Here is a 24,195-nt window from a genome sequence, read left to right as displayed (position 1 = left end):
CCGGCGCTTACCGCCGCCCCCCGCCACCGCCGCGGCGTGCGCCGCGTGCTAGGCGTAGAGGTCGAGCAGGCCGCGGGCCACGGGTGCGCGTGCCCCCGCCGGGCCCTCGATGCCGCCGAGCGCGATCGGCTCGCTCCGCCCGCTGGCACGGCGCTCGCCATCGGCCGCGCCCTCGCGGCCTCCGGAGCGCTGCTCGAACACACCGCCGCCGCTGAGCGTCAGGCCCGCGCCGTTCAGCGCCGCCGCGAGCGCCGGCAGACTGGTCTCCAGCGCCTGGCGCGTGCCGGCGTGGGAGGCCGTGAAATCGATCTGCGCCTGGGCGCCGTCGATCACGATCTGCACCGCGATCGGCCCCATGTCAGCCGGGTTGAGCTGCAGCTCGGCTTCGTGAACACCACCCCGCGCCAGCGTCGTGAGCTGACTGGCCAGCGCCTGGGAGAAATCGGGCGATTGCACCGGGGTCGCGACGCTCAGGGACAGCGGGGCACCGGTCAGAAGGGTCGCAGCGGGGGCGGTCGGCATCGCCAGGCCGCCGAGCGGCGACGCCGGCGACAGCTGTTCGCCGACGCGTGCCCGCTCCGATGCCGGCGCGCCGCGCACCGGTTCGGCCGCCGTCAACGCGGCCATCGCGAGTTCGCGCGAGCCGGCGGCGAGCGCGGCCCCGGCCGGGGCCGGCTGCAGCAGCGCCTCGGCCGCCACGGCCCTGGCGCCGGCCTTCGCTTCGGCCTGCGCGTCGGCATGGGCGGCATGCAGTGCCTGCGTGGCGGAGGGTTCGGTGGCGCCCGCGGCCGGATCGACTGCCGCGGCATGCCGGCCGTCGCCGCCGGCACGCAGGGGGCCGCCGTCGGCCTCAGCCACGCCGGGGCCCGGCGGGCGCGAGTCGCCCGCCGCGCTCGCACTGGCCACCGCGCTCGGGACCACGGACTCGGCGGCCGGATCGGCATCGGCCGGGGGCGTGGTCGCATGGCCTGCGGCACGTGGCGGCGCGACCGTGCCCCAGCGGGCCAGCCAGTCGAGCATCACTTTCGGATCGGGAGCAGCGGGCGCCGGCTGGGCCGCCGCCGCATCGGCCGCGTCGCTGGCGGAGGCCTCGTCGACCGGCTCGCCGGCCAGCTCGACCAGGGCCGTGTCGGCTTCGTCCGCCGGCAACTCCTCGTCGGACGCCTCGTCGGCGGTGCGCCGTGCGCCGTCGACGGGCTTGCCGGGCTGCTTGGCCGCCGGCGGCGCGACGCCATCCTTGGCCGCCGCCCGCTTCGACGTGGCGTTGTCCTTCTCGATCGGCTTCGCCTCGTCGCCGGTCGAACGACGCTGCGGCTCCGGCCGGCGTGCGGCCTCGGCGCGCGACTCGGGCGGGTTCGCCTTCGCGGGGGCCGGTGGCGCGGCGAAGGCGTTGTGGCCGTTCTGTCCATGGCCCGCCACGAAGCGCTGCTGCTCCCCGAGCAGGCCGGCGAACGGCGAAGAGGCCGGGGAGTTGCCGCGGTCGGCCGCCGGTTCGGCCGCGAAGGCGGTCGGGGCGTTGGCGGCAGCGCGTTGCTGGACGGACAGGTTCATGCTCATGGCGGGCAGGTACCGGCTCAGACGGCGCCCAGCGCGGCGCCGGGTGCGGTGCCCGCCAGTCGCAGCCAGGCGGCACGCGAGGCCAGCTCGTCGGTCGCCTTCTGATCGCTGCGGTCCTGGGTGCGAACGGCCTCGGCGATGCGCCGCTCGATCAGCTTGCGCACCGAAGCCACACGCAGTTCGGCGCTCAGCAGCGCGGCCTTGGCCGTCTCGCCACGCTCGATGGCCTGCGCAAGCAGGCGCTGCTGCTGCGACACCGCCTCGTCCAGCCGGACCATGAAGCCCTGGTAGCACTGCAGCAGCTCGATCGCGCCGGCCCGCTGGAACTGCGTGCCGAAGCGTTGCGCGTACTCCTGGCGGTACTCGGCCAGCTGGGTGGCCTGGGCCTGGGCCGCCGCCACGGCGTTCAGGGCGTTGCGATGGACGCCCAGCGCTGCGTCGCGTGCGACCGTGGTCTGTTCGAGCAGGGTGTTCAGGGGCTGGAGGGCGCTCATGGGGTTCTTCCGGGGAAAACGATCGATCGGTCGCTCGGGCTCAGAGGCCGGTCAGCTGGCGCAGCTGGCGCACGCTGTCGGTCAGGCGGGAGGCGTCGTGCATGTCCTGCTGCAACAAGGCGCGCATCGCGTCGTGCTGCTTGACCGCGAGGTCGAGTTCGGCGTCGTGGCCGGGCGCATAGGCGCCCAGCGCGATGAGGTCGCGCGCCTTCTGGTAGCGCGACCACAGCTGGCGCAGGCGGCGCGCCGCCTGCAGGTGTTCGGGCCGCGCCACGTTGTGCATCACGCGCGAGGCCGAGCGTTCGATGTCGATCGCCGGGTAGTGGCCGCTCTCGGCCAGGTCGCGCGACAGCACGATGTGGCCGTCGAGGATGGCACGCGCCGCATCGGCGATCGGGTCCTGCTGATCGTCGCCTTCGCTGAGCACCGTGTAGAACGCGGTGATCGAGCCGCAGCCGTTGAGGCCGTTGCCGCTGCGTTCGACCAGTTGCGGCAGCTTCGCGAAGCAGCTCGGCGGGTAGCCCTTGGTGGCCGGCGGCTCGCCGATCGCCAGCGCGATCTCGCGCTGCGCCATCGCATAGCGGGTCAGGCTGTCCATCAGCAGCAGCACGTGCTGGCCGCGGTCGCGGAAGTGCTCGGCGATCGCGGTGGCGTAGGCGGCCCCCTGCATGCGCGTCAGCGGCGGCGAGTCGGCCGGGGCCGCCACGACGATGGAGCGCTTCAGGCCCTCCTCGCCGAGGATGTCCTCGATGAATTCCTTGACCTCGCGGCCGCGCTCGCCGATCAGGCCGACGACGATGACGTCGGCCGCGGTGTACTTGGCCATCATGCCCAGCAGCACCGACTTGCCGACGCCGGAGCCGGCGAACAGCCCGATGCGCTGACCGCGGCCGACCGTGAGCATGGCGTTGATCGCACGCACGCCGGTGTCCAGCGGCTCGCGCACCGGGTCGCGCTCCATCGCATTGATGGGTCGGCGCACCAGCGGTTCGTTGCGCACGGCGCCGATCGGGCCAAGCCGGTCGAGCGGCATGCCCAGCGGGTCGATCACGCGGCCCAGCAGGCCGTCGCCGATCGGCAGGTGGCGCGTGCGGTCTTCGCTGCGACGCCACGGGTGATGCGCCTCGCCGAGCACCGGCGCCACGCTCGGCGTCGAGCGCGGAACCACCCGCGCGCCGCTGGCCAGGCCGTGCAGCTCGCCGGTGGGCATCAGGTAGGCACGGTCGGCGGCGAAGCCGACCACCTCGGCCAGCACCGGCGGCTGGCCGTCCATGCGCACCTCGCAGACCGAGCCGACCGGCACGCGGATGCCCGCGGCCTCGAGCACCAGTCCGGCCACGCGCACCAGCGTGCCCTGCGCCTCCAGCGGCACCGGGCCGAGGGCGTGCGCCTTCAGATCGTCCATGTAGCGTTGCCAGGACGCCGGCAGCGCGGCGAGCGGCACCGCTGGGCGCTCGGCGGCCGGAGAGGCGGCGGGCAGCCAGCCTTCGGTCGGCGCGTTCATGCGCTCGCCCCGTTCTCGTCGGTCACCGGAGCGGCCGCGTCGTCGGCCGATGGCGCCACCTCGTAGGCCGCGCGCTGCCCCATGCCGTCCATCGCGCGGCGCCAGCGCGCCTCGATGCTGGCATCGATGATGCCGACCTCGCTGTCGACCACGCAGCCGCCGCGTGCCAGGGCCGCATCGGGCACCAGGCGCGCGCCGCGCGCGGCCAGAGCCTCACCGGCATGCAGACTCAACAATGCGAGGTCCTCCGGATGCACGTGCACCGCCACCTGCTTCGCCGAGGCCAGCGTGGCGACCAGCGCCTCCTGGGCCACCGCCGCCACCAGCTCGGGGCGCGTCGCCAGTTCGCTGCGCAGCACCTGGCGCGCCAGCGCGACAGCCACGTCCGCGAGCTGCGCGGCCAGGCCCTGTTCGAGTTGCTGGAGCTGGCCGCGGAAGGCCTGCGCCACGGCGGTGACCTGGCCGGTCACCTGCTGGGCGTAGCTCTGCTTGAAACCTTCGAGCGCGGTCAGCCCGTCGCGGTAGCCGTCCTGGTAGCCGCTCTGGCGCGCGGCCTGCAACTGCGCGGCCACCAGTTCGGGCGCCAGCGGCGCGGCGGGCGCCGGGGCCGCCGGGTTCTGCGGTGCGCTGCCGAAGCTGCTGGGACGCCAGGCGGCGAAGCTGTGCACTTCCTCGCGCGGGATGAAGCGCGCATAGGCGTTCGGCGAGCCGTCGGCCGCCGGGCCGTCGGTTGCACGGCTGCGGCTGCGGGGATCGCGAGGTGCCGGGCTGGCGCCGAGCTTGCGTTCAAAGGAACTGGTCATCGCCACCGCCACCCAGCACGATCTGGCCCTCGTCGGCCAGGCGACGCACGATCTTCAGCATTTCCTTCTGCTCGGCCTCGACCTCGGAGACGCGCACCGGACCGCGCGATTCGAGATCCTCGCGCAACGTCTCGGCCGCGCGCGTGGACATGTTCGCGAGGATGCGGTCGCGCAGCTCGGGCGGCGCGCCCTTGAGCGCCACCACCAGCGATTCGGTCTGCACTTCCTTCAGCAGCGCCTGGATGCCGCGGTCGTCGATCTTCTGCAGATCGTCGAACGTGAACATGTTGTCCATGATCTTCTGCGCGAGGTCGCTGTCGGCCTCGCGGATGTAGTCGAGCACCGAGGTCTCGATGGCCGAACCCATCATGTTGATGATCTCGGCCGCCGGCTTGACGCCGCCCATCATCGACTTCTTCATGCGCTCGCCGCCGGCGAGCACCTTGCCCATCACCTCGTTCAGGTCCTTCAGCGCGCTGGGCTGGATGCCGTCGAGCGTGGCCACGCGCACCATCACCTCGTTGCGCTGGCGCTCGGTGAATTCCTTCAGCACCTCGGCCGCCTGGTCGAACTCCAGGTGCACGAGGATCGCCGCGACGATCTGCGGGTGCTCGTTGCGCAGCAGCTCGGCCACCGAATTCGGGTCCATCCACTTCAGGCTCTCGATGCCGGAGACATCGCCGCCCTGCAGGATGCGGTCGATCAGCAGATTGGCCTTGTCGTCGCCGAGCGCCTTGCGCAGCACGGCCTTCACGTACTCGTCGGTGTCGCTCACCAGCATGCTGGTGTCGGCCGCGTCGCCGGTGAAGCGCTCGAGCACCTGCTCGAAGCGCTCGCGCGGCACGCTCTTCATCTTGGCGATGGTCTCGCCGAGGCGCTGCACTTCCTTCGGGGCGAGGTGCTTGAAGACCTCGGCGGCCTCTTCCTCGCCGATCGACATCAGCAGGATGGCCGCGTCTTCCAGTCCTTGCGCATCCATGTTTATGACCTCCCCCACGTCGCGCCAGGCGCTCCTGCCCCCCGAGGGGGCTCGCGCCGGCTCATGCGGCCTCCTTGGCGGACCAGCCGCGCACGATGTTGGCCATGGCCGCCGGGTTTTCCTTGGCGAGCGCACGGGCCTGGTTCAGTCGCGTGTCCACCACCGGCGCCTCGAGCGCGGGCAGCGCCGAGGCCTGGGCCGTCGGCGGTGACGGCAGCGCCTGCACGTCGTCGACCACGGCGTCGAGCTGGCGCTGCGGCTTGACCGGCTGGGCCGCCTTCAGCGCCGGCCGTACCGCGCCGAACACGATAATCAGCGCCAGCAGCGTCAGCGCGGCGGGCACGGCCAGCGTGCGCAGCAGGTCCTGGGTGTCGGGCTGCTTCCACAGCGGCAGCGCTTCCTCGACCGGCGGCTTCTCGACCTTGAAGGGGGCGTTGATCAGCTTCACCGAGTCGCCGCGCTCGGCGTTGAAGCCGATGGTCTCCTTGACCAGCGCGGTGAGCTTCTCCATCTCCTCGGCCGAGATCGGCGTGGTGCTGGTCTTGCCCTTGGCGTCGGTGACCGAACGGTGGTTCAGCACCACCGCCGCGTTCAGGCGCTTGATGGTGCCAGTGGCGTTGCGCGTGACGCGCACGGTCTTGTCGACCTCGTAGTTGGTGGTGGCCTCGCGCCGGCTGTTGCCGCCGCTGCTGCCGCCCGACTGCGCGGTCTGCAGCGGCTGCGCACTGCCGTTGACGGGCGCGGTGGCCGGCACCGGCGGCTGGTTGCTGGCGGCGCCGGGCACGCCGGCCGGCGTGGCACTGCCGCCGCCGCTGGCCTCGCTGACCTGGTGGCTGCGCAGCGTGGCCGCGGCCGGCTTGCCGTCGGCACCCAGGCCCTGGTTCGGCGCATAGGCCTCGGAGGTGGATTCGGTCTGCGAGAAGTCGACTTCGGCGGTGACCTGGGCGCGCAGGTTGTCGCGGCCCAGCACCGGCTCGAGGATGTCGAACACGCGTTTGGTGTAGTTGCCCTCGATCTGGCCCACGTACTGCAGTTGCTGGGCATCCAGGCCGCCGGCCGAACCGGCGTCGCCGGCGCCGGAGATCAGCGCGCCGGTCGCGTCGAGCACGGTCACCGCCTTCGGGTCCATCTCGGGGACGCTGGAGGACACGAGGTGAACGATGCCGGCGATCTGCGTGCGGTCGAGCGTGCGGCCGGGATGCAGCGTCAGCAGCACCGAGGCGCTGGGCTTCTGCTGTTCGCGGAAGAAGCCGTTCTGGTTGGGCAGCGCCAGGTGCACGCGGGCGCTCTGCACCGCGGCCAGCGCGCCGATCGAGCGGGTCAGCTCGCCCTCGAGGCCGCGCTGGAAGGTCAGGCGCTCCTGGAACTGCGTCTGGCCGAACTTGGCGTTGTCCATCAGCTCGAAGCCGACGATCGAGCCCTTGGGCAGGCCGGCCGAGGCCAGCTTCAGGCGCACGTCGTGCACCTTGTCGGCCGGCACCAGGATCGCGGCACCGCCGTCGGCGTGCTTGTAGGGCACGTTCATCGTCGACAGCTGGGCCAGGATCGCGCCGCCGTCCTTGTCGGACAGGCCGGCGTACAGCACCTTGTAGTTGCCCTGCGAGGACCACATCGACATCGCGAAGGCGATGCCCACCAGCGCGGCCAGGCCGACGCCGAGCGTGAACTTGCGGCCGGCGGGCAGCGCGGCGAGGCGCGAGCCGAAGCCGTCGGCGTTGGCCGGCGTGAGCGGCAGGGAATTCACGGGGGCAAGTGCGGTGTCCATCGGCAGGGGTCGGGCGTCGCGGCGTGTCCGTGTCGGATCGTGAGTCGAAAAGCGCGATGGGACCATTCCCATCGGCGCCTCGGCATTGTTTCGTTACCCTTGAGCCGGAAAAGCGGCGAACAGGCCGGCCAAATCCCGCCAGTTCCCTCCATTGCGCCGCGGCCCCCTGGCTACGATCCTTCCCCATGGACGTGAAGCTCAAGCCCTTCGACTTTGCCCAAGCCGCAGCCCGTGCCGGGATGCCGCAGGTGGCCGAGCGCGTGCGCCTGGCGACGCAGTCGCAGGGCGTGGAGCCGGCGAGCTTCCAGACCAGCTTCAGCGCCGCGCTGAAGTCGGTGAGTACCGCGCAGAACCAGGCCACCGAGCTGCAGAAGCAGGTCCAGCTGGGCAACTCGTCGGTCTCTCTGGAAGAGACGATGGTCGCGATGCAGAAGGCCCAGATCGGCTTCCAGGCAACGCTGCAGGTGCGCAACAAGCTGGTGCAGGCCTACACCGACATCATGAACATGTCGATGTGAGGCCGGTGAGCGGCCGTCCGGGGAGGTGGCCGGTCAACCGCCGGCGCGCTTGACGGTGTGCCCGCGGGCTTGGAGCCACTCGATCACGCGTTCGCAGTGATCGCCCTGTACCTCGATCACCCCGTCCTTCGTCGTGCCGCCCGAACCGCAGGCGGCCTTCAGCTGCTTGCCCAGTTGAGCCAGCGCGGCCGGTTCCAGCCCCAGGCCCTTGACGACCGTGACGCCTTTGCCGTTACGACCCTTGGTTTCGCGCGAGACGCGCACGATGCCGTCGGTGGCCGGCACGGTGCCGGCGCTGCGGCAGGCGCACTGGGCGATCGCCTGACGGCAGGTCGGGCAGGTCCGGCCGAGTTCGGTCGAGTAGACCAAGCCGCCGGTCGACCGGCTCTTCATGCCGGCCGCTCCGGCACGGTGCAGCGCCGATCCATCGGCTAGAGGATGCGGGTCAGTGCCTCGTCGAGGTGACGGACCGTGCGCTCGATGTGATGCAGCTTGTCGAGCCCGAACAGGCCGATGCGGAAGGTCCGGAAGTCGGCCCCCTCGTCGCACTGCAAGGGCACGCCGGCGGCCACCTGCAGGCCCAGCCCGAGGAACTTCTGCCCCGACTGGATGGCCGGGTCCTCGGTGTAGCTGACCACCACGCAGGGCGCCTGGAATCCCTCGGCCGCCACGCTGCGCAGGCCCTTGCGCACCAGCAGCGCACGCACCCGCTCGCCCAGCTGCTGCTGTTCCGCGCGCACCTTCTCGAAGCCATAGGCCTCGGTCTCGCGCATCACATCGCGCAGGCGGGCCAGCGAGTCGGTCGGCATCGTGGCGTGATAAGCGTAGCCACCGGCCTCGTAGGCCTCCATGATCTGCAGCCACTTGCGCAGGTCGCAGGCGAAGCTGGTGCTCTGCGTCCCGTCGATGCGCTCGCGCGCCAGATCGCTCATCGCGATCAGTGCACAGCAGGGCGACCCGCTCCAACCCTTCTGGGGCGCGCTGACCAGCACGTCGACACCGGTCGCCTGCATGTCGACCCACAAGGTGCCCGACGCAATGCAGTCCAGCACGAACAGCCCGCCGACCTCGTGCACCGCGTCGGCCACGGCGCGCAGGTAGGCATCGGGCAGGATCATCCCGGCCGAGGTCTCGACGTGCGGCGCGAACACGACCGCGGGACGTTCCGCACGGATCGTGGCCACCACTTCGTCGATCGGCACCGGCGCGAAGGGGGCCTGCGCGCCCGGCCCGGTGCGGCGCGCCTTCAGCACCGTGGCGTCGGAAGCGATGCGGCCCATGTCGAGAATCTGCGTCCACCGGTAGCTGAACCAGCCGTTGCGGATGACCAGAACCTTGCGGTCGGCGGCGAACTGTCGCGCCACCGCCTCCATGCCGAAGGTGCCGCTGCCGGGCACGATGACGGCCGACTTCGCGTTGTAGACGCGCTTGAGCGTGGCCGAGATGTCGCGCATGACCCCCTGGAAACTCTGGGACATGTGGTTGAGGGCACGGTCGGTGTAGACCACCGAGTACTCGAGCAAACCCTCCGGGTCCACGTTCGGCAGCAAGCCAGGCATCGATCACTCCACTGAGAAACTGTCTCTGTTGCAGGGGTTTGCGGCCTTCATGCGGGCCATGGAGCGCCGCACGAAGGCCTGCCATCGCCGTAGCGCGATGGGCTTTGCCAGGATCGGCATGCCGCCCACTGTGTACCAAAACATCGCCGCAACACGCTGAGGTCAACCCGAATGAGCCGCCTCCCGTCTCAAGCTCGTCGCGCTGCGATGAGCAACCCGACGACCGCGCATTGTCTCCTCGGCCGAGTAACCGCGCACGGCGCGGCCCAACCGGGTCCGGCACCGCATCAAGTGCGGCTGGCGTCCGGAAAGTACTTGCGGATCAGCGCGGGCGTGAACTCGAAGGGTTCGGCGGTGAAGGTGGCCGTGAAACACGACCGCTGCGCATCGCCGTCGACCGGCAGCACGCTCACGTAGACCCACTCCCCCGGCCCCTTGTCCCACAGCATGATCTGCACCGGCGCGAACGCGCTGCGGTCGAGCACACGGTAGAGAGACAAGGCGGCGCCCTGGAATCGTTCGCGATCTTCGGGGTCCAGCAGCGCGCGCGGGTCGGCCCTGGCGAAGACCAGCGGCGGACTGCCCTCGACGCAGCTGGCCATGACGAGCGCACCACCGTCGCGCGCAGCTCCCGAACCGCTTTCAGCCGCGGTGACGCGAAGCGCCGGCAGAAGGGCCAGTGCCGTTGCCGCCAGCAGGCCACTCAGCGTAGCCATCGATTCCTTGCTTCCCATCGCACGCCCTCCGCCGGCAGATCCGCTCGTCGGTCGATCTTCGGCCGCCGCACCGGAGAACGCAATGAGGAGTCACGCCAGCGACGGCGCCTCGTTCTATCACTCCACCGTCACGCTCTTCGCGAGGTTGCGCGGCTTGTCGACGTCGGTGCCGCGCGCGCAGGCCGTGTGATAGGCCAGCAGCTGCAGCGGCACCACGTGCAGCAGCGGCGACAAGGCGCCGTAGTGCTCGGGCATGCGGATCACGTGCACGCCTTCGCTGCTTTCGATCCGCGTGTCGGCGTCGGCAAACACGAACAGCTCGCCGCCGCGCGCGCGCACTTCCTGCAGGTTGCTCTTGAGCTTCTCGAGCAACGCGTCGTGCGGCGCCACGGTGACGACCGGCATCGCGCTGGTCACCAGTGCCAGCGGGCCGTGTTTCAGTTCGCCGGCCGGGTAGGCCTCGGCGTGGATGTAGCTGATCTCCTTGAGCTTGAGCGCGCCTTCCAGCGCCACCGGGTAGTGCAGCCCGCGGCCCAGGAAGAGTGCGTTCTCCTTGCGGGCGAACTCCTCGGCCCAGGCCATGACCTGGGGCTCGAGCGCCAGCACGGCCTGCAGCGCCACCGGCAGGTGGCGCAGCGCCTTCAAGTGCCCGGCCTCGGCGTCCTCGCTCAGCCGCCCACGGGTCTTGGCCAGCATCAGCGTGAGCAGGAACAGGCCTGCCAGCTGCGTGGTGAAGGCCTTGGTGGAGGCCACGCCGATCTCGACGCCCGCCCGCGTGATGTAGGCCAGCGAGCACTCGCGCACCATCGCGCTCGTGGCGACGTTGCACACGGTGAGCGTGTGCTTCATACCCAGCGAGCGCGCGTGCTTCAGCGCGGCCAGCGTGTCCGCGGTCTCGCCGCTCTGCGTGATGGTGACGACGAGCGTCTTCGGGTTCGGCACGCTGTCGCGGTAGCGGTACTCGCTGGCCACTTCCACCTGCGTGGGCACCTGGGCGATCGACTCCAGCCAGTACTTGGCGGTGCAACCGGCGTAGTAGCTGGTGCCGCAGGCCAGGATCAGCACCGAGTCGATCTCCTTGAAGACACGGTGTGCGCCGTCGCCGAACAGCTCCGGCACGATGCCCTGCACGCCTTCGAGCGTGTCGGCAATCGCGCGCGGCTGCTCGAAGATCTCCTTCTGCATGTAGTGGCGGTAGGGGCCGAGTTCGGCCGCGCCGGTGTGGGCATGCACGGTGCGCACTTCGCGCTGCACGCGCTCGTGGCGGCCGGTCGCCGCGTTGCGCGCCACGATCCAGTGCCTGCCCAGTTGGAGGTCGACCACGTCACCCTCTTCCAGATAGACGATCTGGTCGGTCACGCCGGCCAGCGCCATCGCATCCGATGCGAGGAAGCTCTCGCCCTGCCCCACGCCCAGGATCAGCGGCGAACCTTCTCGCGCACCCACCACGCGGTGCGGTTCGTCGCGGCAGAACACGGCGATGGCGTAGGCGCCCTTGAGCCGCTGCGTGGCCTGCTGCACGGCGTCGAACAGGTCGCCGTCGTACAGCGAATCGATCAGGTGGGCGATGACCTCGGTGTCGGTCTGGCTCGCGAAGACGTAGCCGCGCGCCTGCAGTTCGGCGCGCAGGTCGTCATGGTTCTCGATGATGCCGTTGTGCACGAGCGCGATGCGCGCCGGACGCGCGGTATCGGCGCCCGGGCCGCTGGAGAAATGCGGATGGGCGTTGTGCACCGCTGGCGCACCGTGCGTGGCCCAGCGCGTGTGGGCGATGCCGGTCGTTCCCTGCACCGCATCGGCGGCCACCTGCACGTCGAGTTCCGCAACGCGCGACGTACTGCGGCTGCGGCGCAGCGCGCCGTCCTGATGCACCGCGACCCCGCAGGAGTCGTAGCCCCGGTACTCGAGCCGCTTCAGGCCTTCGACGAGGATGGGGACGATGTTGCGCGCGCCTACCGCGCCGACGATGCCGCACATGAGATGGCCTTGCTGAGCTGTGGATGGCGCATCCTAGGGACGGTAGCAACAAATATGCTTTCTAAATTAATCATCAAACGACATAAAAATCTCAAAACTTTCTACAATGAAAACTTAATGCAAATTCCAATACATAATAGACTATTTATTTCGTGAACAAGATCACACTGGATCCCCTCGACCTCCGGCTGCTCGCGCAACTGCAGCGCGACGCGTCGCTCTCGAATCAGGCGCTGGCGGCCGAGGTCCACGTGGCCACGGCCACCACGCACCGCCGCGTCCGACGCTTCCATGCGCTGGGATTGATCGAGCGCGTGACCGCCCAGCTGTCGCCGCAGCGCCTCGCCGACGCCGGCCTGCCGCAACTGCATGCGCTGCTCGAGGTCACGCTCGACGTGCAGACCAGCGAGGGCCTGGACGCGTTCGAGGCGCGCGCCGTGGCCGACGCCAGCGTTCAGCAGTGCTGGCGGGTCTCTCCGGGGCCTGACTTCATGCTGGTGGTGGGTGTGCGCGACATGGAGGCCTACCAGGCCTTCACCGCACGGCTGCTGACGGCCGACGCCAACGTGCGCAACGTGCGGGCCTTCTTCAGCATCAAGCGCGCGAAGTTCGGCAGCGAACTGCCGCTGCCCGCGCGGTGAGCTGCGTGGGCCGGTGAGCGCCGCCGCAGCAAGCGCCCGTCAGTTCGGCGCGGACGCCGCGCCTTCCGCCGCGGAAAGCGACTTGTGCAGCGCGGCCGGCGACGTCAATCCGCTCAGCACGTCGTCGTGCGGCAACAGCAGCACCACCAGGCCGCCCAGTCCGAGTCCCAGGGCCACCACGCCGACGGCACCGACCGCCAAGCGCTGGGCGCCGGTCAGGTAGGTAAGCCAGGCCTCCCCGAACGACAAGCCGCCCTCCCGCACTCCGGACGCCAGCAACTGCAATCGGACCCGCAACCCAGGGGCCGGTTGGTCCTCGGGATCGCGGTAGCCCAGGCGGATTTCCTCGCGCCGGATCCACTGGTCGTGGGCGGCACGCCGGTCGGGGTCGAGCAGCACGTCCTGCGCCTTGTTCAAGGCCGTCAGTACCAGTTCATGGCGGACGCTGCCGTGATGGCGATCGGGGTGGTACTTCTGCACCAGCGCCTTGTAGGCGGCACGGATCACTTCGGGCGGCGCGTCGGGCGCCACCTTCAGGCGGCCGTAGTAGTGGGGAATCTTGGGGCGTCGCATCGGTTTCCGATGCTACCGGCGCGGTGTCACGGCATGTCGTGCAGAGTTGGCGCGTCTGCAACCGGAACGATGTCCTCCGCCCCGCTGTTGCAACTGTGCCGCGGGCGCGCGCCCCGGGCCCACGCAAGGCCGCCCACCCGGCCGGCCCGCCGTTACCGGCGTAACAACTGCTAGCGTTTTTTCGTCGGCCGTTGCCAGCCTGCGATCACGGTCTGCCGCGCCCTCGCCACACCCAGTTGCCCGGCCGGCACGTCCTTGCTGATCGTGCTGCCACCGCCGATCGTGGCGCCGGCGCCCAGCGTGACCGGCGCGACGAGCACGCAGTTGCTGCCCACGTGCACGTCGTCGCCGATCACGGTGCGGTGCTTGTTCGCACCGTCGTAGTTGGCGGTGATGCTGCCGGCGCCGTAGTTCACGCGTTCGCCGACCGTCGCATCCCCCAGATAGGCCAGGTGGTTGGCCTTGGCGCCGCGCGCGAGCGTGGAATTCTTGACTTCGACGAAGTTGCCGATGTGCACTTCGGCGCCCAGTTCGGCACCCGGCCGCAGGCGCGCGAACGGCCCGACCAGCGCGCCCGCACCGACCTCGGCACCGTCGATGTGCGTGAACGGATGGATCACCGCGCCCGCGGCGATGCGCGCGTCGCGGATCACGCAGTGGGCCCCGATGTGCACGCCGTCGCCGAGTTCGACCCGACCTTCGAAGACGCAGTTGACGTCGATCTCGACATCGCTGCCGCAGCCGAGCGTGCCGCGCAGGTCGAAGCGCGCCGGATCGGCCAGCCGCACGCCGGCCTCGAGCAGCGCCTCGGCCTGCTTGCGCTGCAGACGGCGCTCCAGATCTGCCAACTGCAGCGGGCTGTTGACGCCCAGCACCTCGGTTTCGCTGGCGGGCTGCGCAGCGACCACCGCCACGCCATCGGCAACGGCCATCGCGACCACGTCGGTCAGGTAGTACTCGCGCTGGGCGTTGTCGTTGGACAGGCGCGCGAGCCAGCGCTTCAGCAGCGCGGTGGGCGCAGCCATCATGCCGGTGTAGACCTCGCGGATGGCCCGCTGCGCCGCGCTGGCGTCCTTGTGCTCGACGATGCCAAGCAACTTCTCGCCCTGCCCTTCGCCGTCACGGAGGATGCGGCCGTAGCCGGTGGGGTCGGCCAGATCGATGGTCAGCAAGGCGAGCCGCGTGCCGCCGCAGGCATCGACCAGCGCACGCGCCGTCGACGCGTCGATCAGCGGCGTGTCGCCATTGAGGATCAGTGTGGTGCCGGCATCGTCGAGCAGCGGCACCGCCTGTTGCACGGCGTGCCCGGTGCCGAGCTGCGGCTCCTGCCGCACGAAAGCGAGCGGCGCCGCGGGAAAGGCCGAGCGCATGGCCGCCTCCACCTGCTCGGCGCCATGACCCGTGATCGTGATGAGTCTTTGCGCCCCCAGACCGGCGGCCGTGGCCAGCACGTGCTGCAATAAGGCTCGCCCGGCCAGGGTGTGCAACACCTTGGGCCGACTCGACTTCATGCGGGTGCCCTTGCCGGCGGCCATGATCACGATGTCCAGCATGCTGATGGTCAGGTGGTTGAGAGGTTGGAGAATTATCGCGGCCTGTGTGCTGTTGGCACTGGGCGGCTGCAGCGCGCTGCGGTTGGCTTACACGCAGGCCGGGGAATTGGCGTACTGGTGGCTTGACGGCTACGTCGATTTCAACGGCGATCAGACGCTGCGCACGCGCGACGCGATCACCCGGTGGTTTGCCTGGCATCGCAGGACCGAGCTGCCGGACTATGTGGCGCTGCTCGACCGCGCGGCGGCCGAAGCCGGCCAGGACGCCACACCCACCCAGGCCTGCCGCTGGTTCGACGAGGTGCGCCTGCGCATCGATCGCGCCGTCGACCACGCACTGCCCGACACCGCAGCAATTGCCGCGAGCTTCAGCCCGGAGCAATTGAATCGCCTGGAACGCAAGCAGGCGAAGAACAACGCCGAATTCCGAGACGACTTCCTGCAGGCCGACCCGGCCGAGCGGCGCGCGGCGGCGGTCGAGCGCGTGGTCGATCGGGCAGAGCAGCTGTATGGCCGGCTCGACCGCTTGCAGCGCGAGCGCATCGCGCAATCCTTGAGCAAATCACCGTTCGAGCCGGAACGCTGGCTGGACGAGCGCCAGCGCCGGCAGCGCGACCTGTTGAGGATCTTGCGGCAGGCGCAGTCCGGCGCACTGTCGGTCACCTCGACCACCGACGCACTGCGGACTCACTGGCAGGAGGTCAAGCGCTCGCCGGACGAGGCCTACCAGAGCTACCAGCGACGCCTCGACGCGGCGAACTGCGAACTGCTCGCGCAGATCCACAATCGCACGACGCCCGAGCAACGCCAGGAGGCCCAGCGCAAGCTCAGAGGCTGGGCGGCCGATTTGCGGCGTCTCGCGACGCCCGCCTGATCGATCAGCGCGGCGACGGAGGCAACGCCACCGTCACCGTCCGCGGCGTCAGCGCCGGCAGCGGAAAGTCCTTCATTGCCGCCTCGAACATCGCCGGAAGCAGCGCCTCCGAGGTCCAGCGACTCGAATAGGCGGCTCGCGTCTCGTAGACGATCTGCTGGCTGCGCCGATCACGGATCAGGATGCCGACCTCGCGCTGGTAATCCGGGACGTCGTAATAGTCATAACCGAACCCCGGTGCATAGCCAAAGCCCGGCCCATGGAAGAACGGTCGGCGCGCGCCGTAGAACCACCAGTCGTTGCGCCAGGCCCAATGGCTCATGTAGGGATCGCGGCGCGCCACCTCGAACACCCGGGCCCCGACCTGGATCAGCACGTCGGCCTGCTCGAGCGGAACGCGGGTGAAGCCGGCCGCCTCGAGGGCCGGCAGGGCGGCGGCCTCGATGCGGTCCTGCTCGGCCGCGTTGGCCTGCTGCGACGGCAGGCGTTCGACCGCGTAGCTGCCCGGCTTGCGATCGGCCGGCCAGTTCCCTTGGCTGGACACGTCGACGGCCACGCTGTTGAGGCTGGCGCAACCTGCGACGAGCAGCGCCGCAGCGCATGCCGCCAGCGATGCCATGGCGGATCGGGTTCGATGCATGCGGACTCCTTGCCCTGACTCAGCCCTGCCCATGCCAACGGATCGGCAGCGCGGCCTCGATGGCCGACGCCGTGCCGGGCGGCGCACAGGTCTCGTCGTCATCGAAGGCCTTGTCACCCAGATCGTCGGCTCTTCCGGTGGCTTGGAGCGTGGTGAAGGGGTAGAGGTTCCGGTCCTGCAGATGAGAAGGGACCACGTTGGCCAGCGCGCTGGCCATGTTGTCGAGCCGGCCGGGGTGCCGACGCTCCCAGTCGCGCAGCATCTGCGCGATCTGCTTGCGCTGCAGGTTCTCCTGGCTGCCGCACAGCGTGCAGGGGATGATGGGGAACTGGCGGTGCGCGGCCCAGGCTTCCAGGTCGTGCTCGGGCACGTAGGCCAGCGGGCGGATCACGACGTGCCGGCCGTCGTCGCTGACCAGCTTGGGTGGCATGCCCTTGAGCTTGGCGCCGAAGAACATGTTGAGGAACAGCGTCTGCAGCATGTCGTCACGGTGGTGGCCGAGCGCGATCTTGGTCGCCCCCAGCTCACCGGCCACGCGGTACAGGATGCCGCGTCTCAACCGCGAGCACAGGCTGCACATCGTCTTGCCCTCCGGCACCACGCGCTTGACGATGGAGTAGGTGTCCTGGTTCTCGATGTGGAAGGGCACGCCACGGCTCGCCAGGTATTCGGGCAGCACGTGCTCGGGAAAGCCGGGCTGCTTCTGGTCGAGGTTGACCGCGACGAGCGAGAAATCGATCGGGGCGCGCTGCTGCAGGTTCAGCAGGATGTCGAGCAGCGCGTAGCTGTCCTTGCCGCCCGACACACAGACCATGAGCTTGTCGCCGGGCTCGATCATGTTGAAGTCGCCGATGGCCTGGCCGACCAGCCGGTGCAGGCGCTTGCTGAGCTTGTTGGCCTCGAAGGCGGGCTTGCCGGCCTGACGTTGCGTGACGCCGGGCTCGATGACGACGGCACTCATGCGTCGCTCTCCTTGATGTGGAACACCTCGACGCCGACCGCGGCGCAGTCGGCGTAGACGTCGGGTTTCTCGGTCGACACGCGCACCGCGCGCACCTGGGGATGGGCCAGCATGCGCGCGGCGATCTCGTCGCACAGCGTTTCCTGCAGCCCGATGTGGCCCTGCGCCACGCGCTCGGCGATGGCGTGGCGGATGAAGTCGTAGTCGACCACTTCGTCGAGCCGGTCCTCGCGCGGCGTGCTGGCCGCCAGCGGCACGTACAGATCAACGTCGATCAGCAGCCGCTGCGGACCCAGGCGCTCGAAGTCGTGCACGCCGATGCGCACCGGCAGCGCGTACGACTTCAGGAACACGCGCCGGCACGCAGCCAGCCGGGGATGCAGGGTCCAGTGCGGCACCTCAGGCCCCCTCGCGCGCAAGGAACAGCACGTCGCGCGGCTGCGCGGACAGGTGCTGCCCACCGTCGACCAGCAGCGTGGTGCCTGTGATGGCCGGCGACTCGATCAGGAAACGCACCGCACGCGCCACGTCCTCGGGCGTCGATGAGCGCCTCAGCGGCGTCATCGCGTGCGCGCGCACGAACTCCGCGCTGTCCATCGGGCCCGACGGCAGCGTGACGCCGGGCGCGACACCGACCACGCGCAGCGTGGGCGCGAAGGCCTGCGCCTGCAGCGTCGTCGCCGCCTCCAGCGCAGCCTTCGACAGCGTGTACGAAAAGTGGTCCGGGTTCGGGTTCCACAGCTTCTGGTCGAGCAGGTTGACGACACAGCCACGCCCGGCGCTACCGCTGAGCCGCTGGTACAGCGCAGCCGCCAGCAGCACCGGGGCGGCGGTGTTGACCTGCCAGTGCTCGGCCATCGACGCATAGCTGCAGTCCCCTGCGCCGTCGTACTCGAAGCGCGAGGCGTTGTTCACCACCGCGTCGATCCGCCCCATGCGCTCGGCCACGGCAGGCAGCAGCGCCCGGCAGGCCGTCTCGTCGGCCAGGTCGGCCACGAACGCCTCGGCGCGCGCGCCCGCCGCGCGCGCCGCCTGCAGCGTGTCGATCGACTCGTCGCTGGCCTGATGGCTGTGCACTGCCACATCGAAGCCGTGCGCAGCCAGCTCGAGCGCGATGGCCCGGCCGACGCGCCGAGCGGCACCGGTGACGAGCACCACGGGACGGGAATCGACGCTCATGTCGTGCGGGACAATGGAGGGGTGGAATCGAGTCCCGTCAGTGTAGCCAGCCCCCCCCTGCCGAGCCTGCAAGAGGCCTTGAAAGCGCGGATCGCAACGGAGATCGAGCGCGCCGGCGGCTGGCTCGGCTTCGAGCGCTACATGGAGCTTGCGCTGTACGCACCCGGTCTGGGCTACTACGTGCGCGGCGATCGCCAGTTCGGCCTGATGCCAGGCTCCGGCAGCGATTTCGTCACCGCACCCGAGCTGAGTCCCTTGTTCGGCCACGCCTTGGCGCGCCAGCTGGGTCAGGCGCTGGACGCCACCGGCACGCGCGAAGTGTGGGAGTTCGGCGCCGGTTCGGGAGCGCTGGCCACGCAGTTGCTGGAGGCGCTGGGCGACCGGATCGACCGCTACGTCATCGTCGACCTGTCCGGGGCGCTGCGCGATCGCCAGCGGGCGGCCATCGCCGAGCGGGTGGCTCCGCCGCACGCGGCGAAGGCGGTGTGGCTGGATCGCCTGCCGGAGCGGATCGATGGCGTGCTGGTCGGCAACGAAGTGCTCGACGCGATGCCGGTGGCCCTGCTGCACTTCGATGGCCGCCAGTGGCTCGAGCGCGGCGTGGTGTTCTCCGATGGCCGCTTCATGTATGCCGACCGCCCGACCTCACTGCGCCCGCCGCTGGCCGCCGACCGCGCGCCTGGCACCACCGTCGAACTGCAGCGCCAGGGCGAGGCCTTCATCCGCACGCTGGCCGCCACGCTCCGGCGCGGTGCGGCGTTTTTCATCGACTACGGTTTCCCCGAGGCCGAGTTCCATCATCCGCAGCGCATCGGCGGCACGCTGATGTGCCACCACGCGCACCAGGCCGACGGCGACCCGCTGAGCGACGTGGGCGACAAGGACATCACCGCCCACGTCGATTTCACCGGCATCGCGCTGGCCGGCCAGGACGCCGGGCTCGCCGTGCTGGGCTACACCACCCAGGCGCGCTTCCTGATGAACTGCGGCCTGCTCGACGACCTGCAGAGTGCCGATCTGCGCGCCATCGCCGCGGCGCAGAAGCTGCTGACCGAGCACGAGATGGGCGAGCTCTTCAAGGTGATCGGCTTCGCGGCCGGCGAGCCTTTCGACGCGATCGGCTTCGCCCAGGGCGATCGCAGCCACATGCTCTGAGACCCGAACCCCACCATGCTGCGCTGGCTGCTCGTCGTCGTCATCACGCTGGTCGTCTTCAACGGCCTGCGGCCCTGGCTCCAGAAGTTCGGCCTCGGCCGCCTGCCCGGCGATCTGAACTTCCGCCTCGGCGGCCGCGAGTGGTCTCTGCCGATCGCGACCACGCTGCTGCTGAGCTTCCTGGCCATGGCCGTGGGCCAACTGATCTGACGGGCGCTCCTCAGCGCGTGATCGTCCACTCCTGCCCGCAGCCACGACATCGGACGGCGACCGCATCGGCCTCGGCCTGCGGCCCGGCAGCCACATCGAAGCGGGCATAGGCATCGCACTGCGGGCACACCGCCTGGTTGGCGGTGGTTTCTGCATGCAGCAACAGGAACAGGTAGCGGCGTAACGCCCACAAGCCGATCCCTGCCGACAACAGCACCGCGATGCCGGTCACCAGCTGGTCGCTCAGCGGCGCGCGGCGGTCATAAACCTCGAAGCCGCCCAGCAGCCCGACCATGCACATGAACGTGAGCACCAGATGCGCATGGCTGGAGATCAACTCGCGCTCGTACCACTTGCGGAATCCGAGCTTGCGGATCCCGTCCGCGAGGTCTGATCGCCACCAGCCCATGGAACACCTCGTTCGATGCGCGCTTCGCATCGCGGCCCGATGCTGGCACAGGCAGGGTGCTGCCCCCGAGAACTGTGCGGCATTCGCAAGCCAGGAGAAGGCTCGCTATAATGCGCGGCTTTGGCGCTTTAGCTCAGTCGGTTAGAGCGACGGAATCATAATCCGCAGGTCCGGGGTTCGAATCCCTGAAGCGCCACCAAGACACCTGAGCCCCGCCCCGTGCGGGGCTTCTCGTTTGCGGCGTGGCCGATCCACCCGCATCTGCGGGGCCCGCGAGCGCGGGATACAGCACGGCTGGGTGCAGGCAGACACTGCGCGCATGCGCCACGACACTCAAGCCTTCAACTGGGACCGCGAGCGGACCGACGACCGGCCGAGCGAATTCAAGACCTCGACGTCCTATTCGTTGCTGCATGGCGACGATGACGAGGCACATCGACAACGCCGTGCCCCACCATCGCGTCACCACAAGCGCAGATCGTTCAATGCGTGGCGCGCACTGTCCGTGGTGCTGTTCGCCGGCACGGTCACCATCTACCTGCTTGCCAACCATGTCCGCGGCTGAACAGCTCGACCGCCCCTCTTCAGCGCGGACGTCCGTGGGGAATGGTTCGCTGCCGGCGAATCACCGATGCTTCGACACCACATTGGCGACAGCCGCCGAGAAGGAGCTCTGGATGAATCTGCAAGAACGCGAAGTCGGCGATTTCCGAATCTACGCTGGCGCCCTGGATGCTGTCCGCGGGGGCTACACGGCCGCGGTCGAGGTGCATCGCGTGCGCGGTGCGGACCAACCGCCCGAGGTGGTGTTCAGCAGCGACCGGGTCTCCGGGGGACACCGCTTCGAGGCGCCAGCTGCGGCGCTGCGGCATGCGCTCGACATCGGTCACCAGGCGATCCGGCTGCGCGAGGCCGTGGCCTCCTGAGCATTCGCCGTCAAGGCCCCGCGCCAACGCTCCGGGTCACAGCGAGCCCGAAGCCCTGACCAGATAGCTGGTGGTCGCGGCCTTGGCACGCTTGTCGGCCGCCGCCATGGCGCGCTCGGTCTGCTCGACGATCTCCTTCGCCGTGGCGGCATCGTGGACGAACAGGTTGCGCTTCGCCGACGCTCGCATCTGCGTGGTGGACTTGCTCATCGCCTCGAGCTCGATCTCGATGCTGCGGTCCGCAGAGTTGCCCTTGATGAGCTCACCGTTCTCGGTCTTCTCGATGCCGTCGATGTTGACACCCATCTTGTTCAGGGCCGCCAGCGACGCCGCCTTGACCTGGGCGGCGCTGGCCGTGAAGGTGCGGTGGCTCGTTCCGCTCGCCGTGTGCGAGACACCGGCCGAGGCGCCGACGCCGAGTGCGGTGATGGCCAGCGCGCCACAGCCGGACAGCGACGCCCCCATCACCACCAAGGCCAGCAAGCGCATCCACGACGCCAGGATCCGACCAGGGTTCGATGACATTCCGCGCTCCGGCACTTGAGAACCGAAGGGGCAAGGCAACTTCCGCGCCATCGAGCGGCATGCGGCCGGGGCCGTTCAAACCTCCCGGCACCGGCCAGCGTTCGTGACGGATCTGGCACCCGCGGAGGCCCCCGCCGGTACGTTTTCGAACAAGTCCGACAGGCTCTGCGGGTCACTACAATTTCAAGCTTCCCTCCCTCTGCAGCCACTGGATCCACACCATGTACCGCTGTGCCCTGCTCGCGCTCGCCCTGAGTGCCCCGTTCGCCGCGTCTGCCCAGGTGCAGCGCAACTTCCCGTACAACGCGCTGCGCGGCGAGATCACGATGGTGAATCCCCCCGACGTGCTGCTCAACGGCAAGGCGGCTCGGCTCGCACCCGGCGCCCGGCTACGCGACACCAACAATCTCGTCCAGGTGTCCGGAGCACTGATCGGCCAGCGCTTCATCGCCCACTACACCGTCGACACACTGGGCCTGCTCAAGGACGTGTGGGTGCTTCGCGCCGAAGAGAAGGCGGGCCTGTGGCCGAAGACCGCCGACGAAGCCGCGCGCTGGTCCTTCGACCCGGCCGCGCAGGCCTGGACCAAGCCATGAGCGCCGCCGGCACCGGCAAGAAGGTCTTCATCAAGACCTTCGGTTGCCAGATGAACGAGTACGACTCGGACAAGATGGCCGACGTGCTGCGCGCGGCCGAGGGCTATGAGCCGACGACCGACGTGGAACAGGCCGACCTGATTCTCTTCAACACCTGCTCCGTGCGCGAGAAGGCACAGGAGAAGGTGTTCAGCGACCTCGGGCGCGTGAAGCACCTGAAGGCCAGGGGCGTGAAGATCGGCGTGGGCGGCTGCGTTGCCAGCCAGGAAGGCGCGGCACTGATCGAACGTGCGCCCTACGTCGACGTGGTGTTCGGTCCGCAGACGCTGCACCGCCTGCCGGAGATGCTGGCGCGTCGTGATGCGCAGCAGCGCCCGCAGGTCGACATCAGCTTCCCCGAGATCGAGAAGTTCGACCATCTGCCGCCGGCGCGCGTCGACGGCGCGACCGCCTTCGTCTCGATCATGGAAGGCTGCTCCAAGTACTGCAGCTACTGCGTCGTGCCCTACACGCGCGGCGAGGAAGTGTCGCGGCCGTTCGACGACGTGCTCACCGAAGTGGCCGGCCTGGCCGACCAGGGCGTGAAGGAAGTGACGCTGCTGGGCCAGAACGTCAACGGCTACCGCGGCCGCATGGGCGACACGGCCGAGATCGCCGACTTCGCGCTGCTGCTGGAGTACGTGGCCGAGATCCCCGGCATCGCCCGCATCCGCTACACCACCAGCCATCCGAACGAGTTCTCGCAGCGGCTGATCGATGTATACGCCCGCGTGCCGCAACTCGTGAACCACCTGCACCTGCCGGTGCAGCACGGCAGCGACCGCATCCTGAGCGCGATGAAGCGCGGCTACACGTCGCTGGAGTACAAGTCTTCGATCCGCAAGCTGCGCGCGATCCGACCCGACATCAGCCTGTCGACCGACTTCATCGTCGGCTTCCCCGGCGAGACCGATGACGACCACGCACGCACGATGAAGCTGATCGAGGACGTGGGCTTCGACCACAGCTTCAGCTTCATCTACAGCGCCCGCCCCGGCACGCCGGCCGCGGCGCTGCACGACGACGCGCCGCGCGAACTCAAGCTGGCCCGTTTGCAGCAGGTGCAGGAAGCGATCGAGGCCAACGGCCGGCGCATCGGCCAGAGCCGCGTCGGCACCGTGCAACGCATCCTGGTCGAGGGGCCGTCGCGCCGGCCTGAGCTCAACGCCGGCCACGAATTGATGGGCCGCACCGAGTGCAACCGCATCGTCAATTTCGCCGGCCCGGCCCGCCTGACCGGCCAGCTGATCGACGTGACGATCACCGAGGCCTACCCGCACTCGCTGCGCGGCGAGGTGCTGTTGCGGGAACGCAGCCCGCAGCCGGCCTGACGGCTGCTGCGCGGCCGCTCAGACGGCCGGCCCCAGCACCGCCAAGACATGGCAGGTGCTGCCGGCCAGCACGAACAGGTGCCAGACGAAGTGCCCGAAGCGCAGACGCGAGTCGAGCACGAAGAACACGACGCCCACCAGGTAGGCCAGGCCGCCCGCCAGCAGCCAAGCCAGCACGCCCGGCGGCATGTCGCGCAAGACCGGGCCGGCAGCCAACACCGCGAGCCAGCCCATCGCCACGTAGAGCGCGGTCGACAGCAATGGATTCGCCAGCCGCCGGGTGATCTTGAGCAGGGCACCGATGACGGCGAGCGCCCACACCAGGCCCAGCAGCGTCCAGCCCGGCCCGTCGGGCAGCCGGCCCAGCGCGACCGGTGTGTAGCTGCCCGCGATGAAGAGATAGATCGCCACGTGGTCCAGCGTGTTGCACCAGCGCTTGGCCCGCCCCGGCGGCAGCGCGTGATACAGCGCGGACGCGAAGTACACCAGGATCATCGTCGCCGAGAACACGCTGACACCGACCAGCTTCACCAGGCTGCCGTGCCGCGCCGCGAACTCCACGACCACCGGCAAGGACGCCAGCGCCAGCAGCAGTCCGAGGCCATGGCTGACCGCGTTGGCCAGCTCCTCGGCGGCAGTCTGTGGGCGCTCGGGCAGGACCATGGCGCACGCTCCGGCTTCTCTGCATCACGGTGCTGCGATGCGATGCCT

The 24,195-nt window shown here is 69.7% G+C and carries 28 protein-coding genes and 1 tRNA gene; 10 read left to right on the top strand and 19 right to left on the bottom strand.

Annotated features, from left to right (window positions below):
• Positions 1 to 48 precede the first annotated feature (48 nt).
• The 6 genes from C1M51_RS12040 to fliF all read right to left on the bottom strand — a co-directional run bounded on the left by C1M51_RS12040 (position 49) and on the right by fliF (position 7,102).
• Positions 49 to 1,557, bottom strand: coding sequence for a flagellar hook-length control protein FliK (locus C1M51_RS12040; protein ID WP_129450079.1), 1,509 nt, complete (start codon positions 1,555 to 1,557; stop codon positions 49 to 51).
• A gap of 17 nt (positions 1,558 to 1,574) precedes the next feature.
• Positions 1,575 to 2,051, bottom strand: a complete 477-nt coding sequence (gene fliJ, locus C1M51_RS12035) for a flagellar export protein FliJ (protein WP_011828169.1) — start codon at positions 2,049 to 2,051, stop codon at positions 1,575 to 1,577.
• 40 nt (positions 2,052 to 2,091) lie between these two features.
• On the bottom strand, positions 2,092 to 3,555 hold the full coding sequence (gene fliI / locus C1M51_RS12030) for a flagellar protein export ATPase FliI (RefSeq protein ID WP_310733927.1): 1,464 nt from the start codon (positions 3,553 to 3,555) through the stop codon (positions 2,092 to 2,094).
• Positions 3,552 to 4,358 carry a flagellar assembly protein FliH gene (locus tag C1M51_RS12025; protein WP_129450077.1) on the bottom strand — a complete coding sequence of 269 codons (807 nt, stop codon included), beginning with the start codon at positions 4,356 to 4,358 and terminating at the stop codon, positions 3,552 to 3,554. The genes fliI and C1M51_RS12025 overlap by 4 nt, the downstream gene beginning before the upstream one ends.
• Positions 4,342 to 5,337 (bottom strand): flagellar motor switch protein FliG, encoded by a 996-nt coding sequence (gene fliG, locus C1M51_RS12020; RefSeq protein WP_011828166.1) that lies wholly within the window; start codon positions 5,335 to 5,337, stop codon positions 4,342 to 4,344. Before fliG ends, C1M51_RS12025 begins: the two co-directional genes overlap by 17 nt.
• Before the next feature lie 61 nt (positions 5,338 to 5,398).
• Positions 5,399 to 7,102 (bottom strand): flagellar basal-body MS-ring/collar protein FliF, encoded by a 1,704-nt coding sequence (fliF, locus tag C1M51_RS12015; protein WP_129450075.1) that lies wholly within the window; start codon positions 7,100 to 7,102, stop codon positions 5,399 to 5,401.
• 185 nt (positions 7,103 to 7,287) lie between these two features.
• Here fliF and fliE point away from each other — a divergent pair, with 185 nt between their 5' ends.
• Positions 7,288 to 7,620, top strand: a complete 333-nt coding sequence (fliE, locus tag C1M51_RS12010; protein WP_129450074.1) for a flagellar hook-basal body complex protein FliE — start codon at positions 7,288 to 7,290, stop codon at positions 7,618 to 7,620.
• Between the two features lie 33 nt (positions 7,621 to 7,653).
• Here fliE and C1M51_RS12005 read toward each other — a convergent pair whose 3' ends face one another.
• From C1M51_RS12005 to glmS, 4 genes are all read right to left on the bottom strand, one after another.
• The gene (locus tag C1M51_RS12005; protein WP_129450072.1) at positions 7,654 to 8,013 is read right to left on the bottom strand and encodes a translation initiation factor Sui1; all 360 of its coding nucleotides are present in this window, start codon (positions 8,011 to 8,013) and stop codon (positions 7,654 to 7,656) included.
• A 38-nt stretch (positions 8,014 to 8,051) separates the two neighbouring features.
• A complete protein-coding gene (locus tag C1M51_RS12000) occupies positions 8,052 to 9,179 on the bottom strand; it encodes an aminotransferase class V-fold PLP-dependent enzyme (protein ID WP_129450070.1) in 1,128 nt (375 codons plus the stop codon).
• 287 nt (positions 9,180 to 9,466) lie between these two features.
• Positions 9,467 to 9,895, bottom strand: a complete 429-nt coding sequence (locus C1M51_RS11995) for a hypothetical protein (RefSeq protein ID WP_129450068.1) — start codon at positions 9,893 to 9,895, stop codon at positions 9,467 to 9,469.
• 117 nt (positions 9,896 to 10,012) lie between these two features.
• Positions 10,013 to 11,872, bottom strand: a complete 1,860-nt coding sequence (gene glmS / locus C1M51_RS11990) for a glutamine--fructose-6-phosphate transaminase (isomerizing) (RefSeq protein ID WP_129450066.1) — start codon at positions 11,870 to 11,872, stop codon at positions 10,013 to 10,015.
• A gap of 152 nt (positions 11,873 to 12,024) precedes the next feature.
• Here glmS and C1M51_RS11985 point away from each other — a divergent pair, with 152 nt between their 5' ends.
• Positions 12,025 to 12,513, top strand: coding sequence for an Lrp/AsnC family transcriptional regulator (locus C1M51_RS11985; RefSeq protein ID WP_036229646.1), 489 nt, complete (start codon positions 12,025 to 12,027; stop codon positions 12,511 to 12,513).
• A 39-nt stretch (positions 12,514 to 12,552) separates the two neighbouring features.
• On the opposite strand, the gene C1M51_RS11980 is transcribed toward C1M51_RS11985, so the two are convergent.
• Entirely contained in the window at positions 12,553 to 13,086 is a 534-nt protein-coding gene (locus C1M51_RS11980) for a J domain-containing protein (protein ID WP_242499670.1), read from the bottom strand.
• A 170-nt stretch (positions 13,087 to 13,256) separates the two neighbouring features.
• Positions 13,257 to 14,639, bottom strand: coding sequence for a bifunctional UDP-N-acetylglucosamine diphosphorylase/glucosamine-1-phosphate N-acetyltransferase GlmU (gene glmU / locus C1M51_RS11975; RefSeq protein ID WP_129450064.1), 1,383 nt, complete (start codon positions 14,637 to 14,639; stop codon positions 13,257 to 13,259).
• Between glmU and C1M51_RS11970 the strand changes: the two genes are divergently transcribed.
• Positions 14,629 to 15,513 carry a DUF6279 family lipoprotein gene (locus tag C1M51_RS11970; protein WP_129450062.1) on the top strand — a complete coding sequence of 295 codons (885 nt, stop codon included), beginning with the start codon at positions 14,629 to 14,631 and terminating at the stop codon, positions 15,511 to 15,513. The genes glmU and C1M51_RS11970 overlap by 11 nt on opposite strands.
• A 4-nt stretch (positions 15,514 to 15,517) precedes the next feature.
• Here the strand turns inward: C1M51_RS11970 and C1M51_RS11965 are convergent, their stop codons facing one another.
• The 4 genes from C1M51_RS11965 to C1M51_RS11950 are packed head-to-tail and all read right to left on the bottom strand — an operon-like array spanning position 15,518 to position 18,293.
• Positions 15,518 to 16,153, bottom strand: coding sequence for a DUF4136 domain-containing protein (locus C1M51_RS11965; protein ID WP_242499668.1), 636 nt, complete (start codon positions 16,151 to 16,153; stop codon positions 15,518 to 15,520).
• Positions 16,154 to 16,172: 19 nt separating this feature from the next.
• On the bottom strand, positions 16,173 to 17,114 hold the full coding sequence (gene ttcA, locus C1M51_RS11960; RefSeq protein WP_129450061.1) for a tRNA 2-thiocytidine(32) synthetase TtcA: 942 nt from the start codon (positions 17,112 to 17,114) through the stop codon (positions 16,173 to 16,175).
• The gene (locus tag C1M51_RS11955; protein ID WP_129450059.1) at positions 17,111 to 17,512 is read right to left on the bottom strand and encodes a dihydroneopterin aldolase; all 402 of its coding nucleotides are present in this window, start codon (positions 17,510 to 17,512) and stop codon (positions 17,111 to 17,113) included. Before C1M51_RS11955 ends, ttcA begins: the two co-directional genes overlap by 4 nt.
• A gap of 1 nt (position 17,513) precedes the next feature.
• A complete protein-coding gene (locus C1M51_RS11950) occupies positions 17,514 to 18,293 on the bottom strand; it encodes an SDR family oxidoreductase (RefSeq protein WP_129450057.1) in 780 nt (259 codons plus the stop codon).
• A 78-nt stretch (positions 18,294 to 18,371) separates the two neighbouring features.
• Between C1M51_RS11950 and C1M51_RS11945 the strand changes: the two genes are divergently transcribed.
• Both C1M51_RS11945 and C1M51_RS11940 read left to right on the top strand, forming a co-directional pair.
• Complete coding sequence (locus C1M51_RS11945) at positions 18,372 to 19,448, top strand: class I SAM-dependent methyltransferase (RefSeq protein WP_129450055.1); 1,077 nt, start codon at positions 18,372 to 18,374, stop codon at positions 19,446 to 19,448.
• Positions 19,449 to 19,463: 15 nt separating this feature from the next.
• Entirely contained in the window at positions 19,464 to 19,658 is a 195-nt protein-coding gene (locus tag C1M51_RS11940; RefSeq protein ID WP_129450053.1) for a DUF2905 domain-containing protein, read from the top strand.
• A gap of 10 nt (positions 19,659 to 19,668) precedes the next feature.
• Here the strand turns inward: C1M51_RS11940 and C1M51_RS11935 are convergent, their stop codons facing one another.
• A complete protein-coding gene (locus C1M51_RS11935; RefSeq protein WP_129450051.1) occupies positions 19,669 to 20,067 on the bottom strand; it encodes a hypothetical protein in 399 nt (132 codons plus the stop codon).
• Positions 20,068 to 20,189: 122 nt separating this feature from the next.
• On the opposite strand from C1M51_RS11935, the gene C1M51_RS11930 reads away from it, so the two are divergent.
• From C1M51_RS11930 to C1M51_RS11920, 3 genes are all read left to right on the top strand, one after another.
• Positions 20,190 to 20,266, top strand: a tRNA-Met gene (locus C1M51_RS11930).
• Positions 20,267 to 20,386: 120 nt separating this feature from the next.
• A complete protein-coding gene (locus C1M51_RS11925) occupies positions 20,387 to 20,632 on the top strand; it encodes a hypothetical protein (protein WP_129450049.1) in 246 nt (81 codons plus the stop codon).
• A 112-nt stretch (positions 20,633 to 20,744) separates the two neighbouring features.
• Positions 20,745 to 20,993, top strand: a complete 249-nt coding sequence (locus tag C1M51_RS11920; protein WP_242499666.1) for a hypothetical protein — start codon at positions 20,745 to 20,747, stop codon at positions 20,991 to 20,993.
• Positions 20,994 to 21,029: 36 nt separating this feature from the next.
• Here the strand turns inward: C1M51_RS11920 and C1M51_RS11915 are convergent, their stop codons facing one another.
• A complete protein-coding gene (locus C1M51_RS11915; protein WP_165349681.1) occupies positions 21,030 to 21,518 on the bottom strand; it encodes a DUF3568 family protein in 489 nt (162 codons plus the stop codon).
• Positions 21,519 to 21,739: 221 nt separating this feature from the next.
• Here C1M51_RS11915 and C1M51_RS11910 point away from each other — a divergent pair, with 221 nt between their 5' ends.
• Together C1M51_RS11910 and miaB are read left to right on the top strand one after the other, a co-directional pair.
• On the top strand, positions 21,740 to 22,114 hold the full coding sequence (locus tag C1M51_RS11910) for a hypothetical protein (RefSeq protein WP_129450046.1): 375 nt from the start codon (positions 21,740 to 21,742) through the stop codon (positions 22,112 to 22,114).
• Positions 22,111 to 23,484 (top strand): tRNA (N6-isopentenyl adenosine(37)-C2)-methylthiotransferase MiaB, encoded by a 1,374-nt coding sequence (miaB, locus tag C1M51_RS11905; protein WP_129450044.1) that lies wholly within the window; start codon positions 22,111 to 22,113, stop codon positions 23,482 to 23,484. The genes C1M51_RS11910 and miaB overlap by 4 nt, the downstream gene beginning before the upstream one ends.
• 18 nt (positions 23,485 to 23,502) lie before the next feature.
• Here the strand turns inward: miaB and trhA are convergent, their stop codons facing one another.
• Positions 23,503 to 24,147: a PAQR family membrane homeostasis protein TrhA gene (gene trhA, locus C1M51_RS11900; protein WP_129450042.1), complete on the bottom strand. Its 645-nt coding sequence runs from the start codon at positions 24,145 to 24,147 to the stop codon at positions 23,503 to 23,505.
• Between the last annotated feature and the right edge of the window lie 48 nt (positions 24,148 to 24,195).

The organism is Methylibium sp. Pch-M (assembly GCF_004136295.1).
Lineage (GTDB): Bacteria > Pseudomonadota > Gammaproteobacteria > Burkholderiales > Burkholderiaceae_C > Methylibium > Methylibium petroleiphilum.
The sequence above is the reverse complement of the archived record's forward strand: the minus strand, read 5'-3'. Positions and strand labels throughout refer to the sequence as shown.

What these genes read in the sequence shown, in the direction of transcription:
- C1M51_RS11940 (WP_129450053.1), top strand. Translation starts at nt 19,464, where the DNA reads ATGCTGCGCTGGCTGCTCGTCGTCGTCATCACGCTGGTCGTCTTCAAC.
- C1M51_RS11970 (WP_129450062.1), top strand. Translation starts at nt 14,629, where the DNA reads ATGTCCAGCATGCTGATGGTCAGGTGGTTGAGAGGTTGGAGAATTATC.
- C1M51_RS12025 (WP_129450077.1), bottom strand. Translation starts at nt 4,358, where the DNA reads ATGACCAGTTCCTTTGAACGCAAGCTCGGCGCCAGCCCGGCACCTCGC.
- C1M51_RS11935 (WP_129450051.1), bottom strand. Translation starts at nt 20,067, where the DNA reads ATGGGCTGGTGGCGATCAGACCTCGCGGACGGGATCCGCAAGCTCGGA.
- C1M51_RS11920 (WP_242499666.1), top strand. Translation starts at nt 20,745, where the DNA reads ATGAATCTGCAAGAACGCGAAGTCGGCGATTTCCGAATCTACGCTGGC.
- ttcA (WP_129450061.1), bottom strand. Translation starts at nt 17,114, where the DNA reads ATGAGTGCCGTCGTCATCGAGCCCGGCGTCACGCAACGTCAGGCCGGC.
- fliG (WP_011828166.1), bottom strand. Translation starts at nt 5,337, where the DNA reads ATGGATGCGCAAGGACTGGAAGACGCGGCCATCCTGCTGATGTCGATC.
- miaB (WP_129450044.1), top strand. Translation starts at nt 22,111, where the DNA reads ATGAGCGCCGCCGGCACCGGCAAGAAGGTCTTCATCAAGACCTTCGGT.
- glmS (WP_129450066.1), bottom strand. Translation starts at nt 11,872, where the DNA reads ATGTGCGGCATCGTCGGCGCGGTAGGCGCGCGCAACATCGTCCCCATC.
- C1M51_RS11995 (WP_129450068.1), bottom strand. Translation starts at nt 9,895, where the DNA reads ATGGCTACGCTGAGTGGCCTGCTGGCGGCAACGGCACTGGCCCTTCTG.
- fliF (WP_129450075.1), bottom strand. Translation starts at nt 7,102, where the DNA reads ATGGACACCGCACTTGCCCCCGTGAATTCCCTGCCGCTCACGCCGGCC.
- fliJ (WP_011828169.1), bottom strand. Translation starts at nt 2,051, where the DNA reads ATGAGCGCCCTCCAGCCCCTGAACACCCTGCTCGAACAGACCACGGTC.
- C1M51_RS11915 (WP_165349681.1), bottom strand. Translation starts at nt 21,518, where the DNA reads ATGTCATCGAACCCTGGTCGGATCCTGGCGTCGTGGATGCGCTTGCTG.
- C1M51_RS11910 (WP_129450046.1), top strand. Translation starts at nt 21,740, where the DNA reads ATGTACCGCTGTGCCCTGCTCGCGCTCGCCCTGAGTGCCCCGTTCGCC.
- C1M51_RS12005 (WP_129450072.1), bottom strand. Translation starts at nt 8,013, where the DNA reads ATGAAGAGCCGGTCGACCGGCGGCTTGGTCTACTCGACCGAACTCGGC.
- C1M51_RS11950 (WP_129450057.1), bottom strand. Translation starts at nt 18,293, where the DNA reads ATGAGCGTCGATTCCCGTCCCGTGGTGCTCGTCACCGGTGCCGCTCGG.
- fliI (WP_310733927.1), bottom strand. Translation starts at nt 3,555, where the DNA reads ATGAACGCGCCGACCGAAGGCTGGCTGCCCGCCGCCTCTCCGGCCGCC.
- C1M51_RS12000 (WP_129450070.1), bottom strand. Translation starts at nt 9,179, where the DNA reads ATGCCTGGCTTGCTGCCGAACGTGGACCCGGAGGGTTTGCTCGAGTAC.
- C1M51_RS11925 (WP_129450049.1), top strand. Translation starts at nt 20,387, where the DNA reads ATGCGCCACGACACTCAAGCCTTCAACTGGGACCGCGAGCGGACCGAC.
- C1M51_RS11965 (WP_242499668.1), bottom strand. Translation starts at nt 16,153, where the DNA reads ATGCATCGAACCCGATCCGCCATGGCATCGCTGGCGGCATGCGCTGCG.
- C1M51_RS12040 (WP_129450079.1), bottom strand. Translation starts at nt 1,557, where the DNA reads ATGAGCATGAACCTGTCCGTCCAGCAACGCGCTGCCGCCAACGCCCCG.
- C1M51_RS11980 (WP_242499670.1), bottom strand. Translation starts at nt 13,086, where the DNA reads ATGCGACGCCCCAAGATTCCCCACTACTACGGCCGCCTGAAGGTGGCG.
- fliE (WP_129450074.1), top strand. Translation starts at nt 7,288, where the DNA reads ATGGACGTGAAGCTCAAGCCCTTCGACTTTGCCCAAGCCGCAGCCCGT.
- trhA (WP_129450042.1), bottom strand. Translation starts at nt 24,147, where the DNA reads ATGGTCCTGCCCGAGCGCCCACAGACTGCCGCCGAGGAGCTGGCCAAC.
- glmU (WP_129450064.1), bottom strand. Translation starts at nt 14,639, where the DNA reads ATGCTGGACATCGTGATCATGGCCGCCGGCAAGGGCACCCGCATGAAG.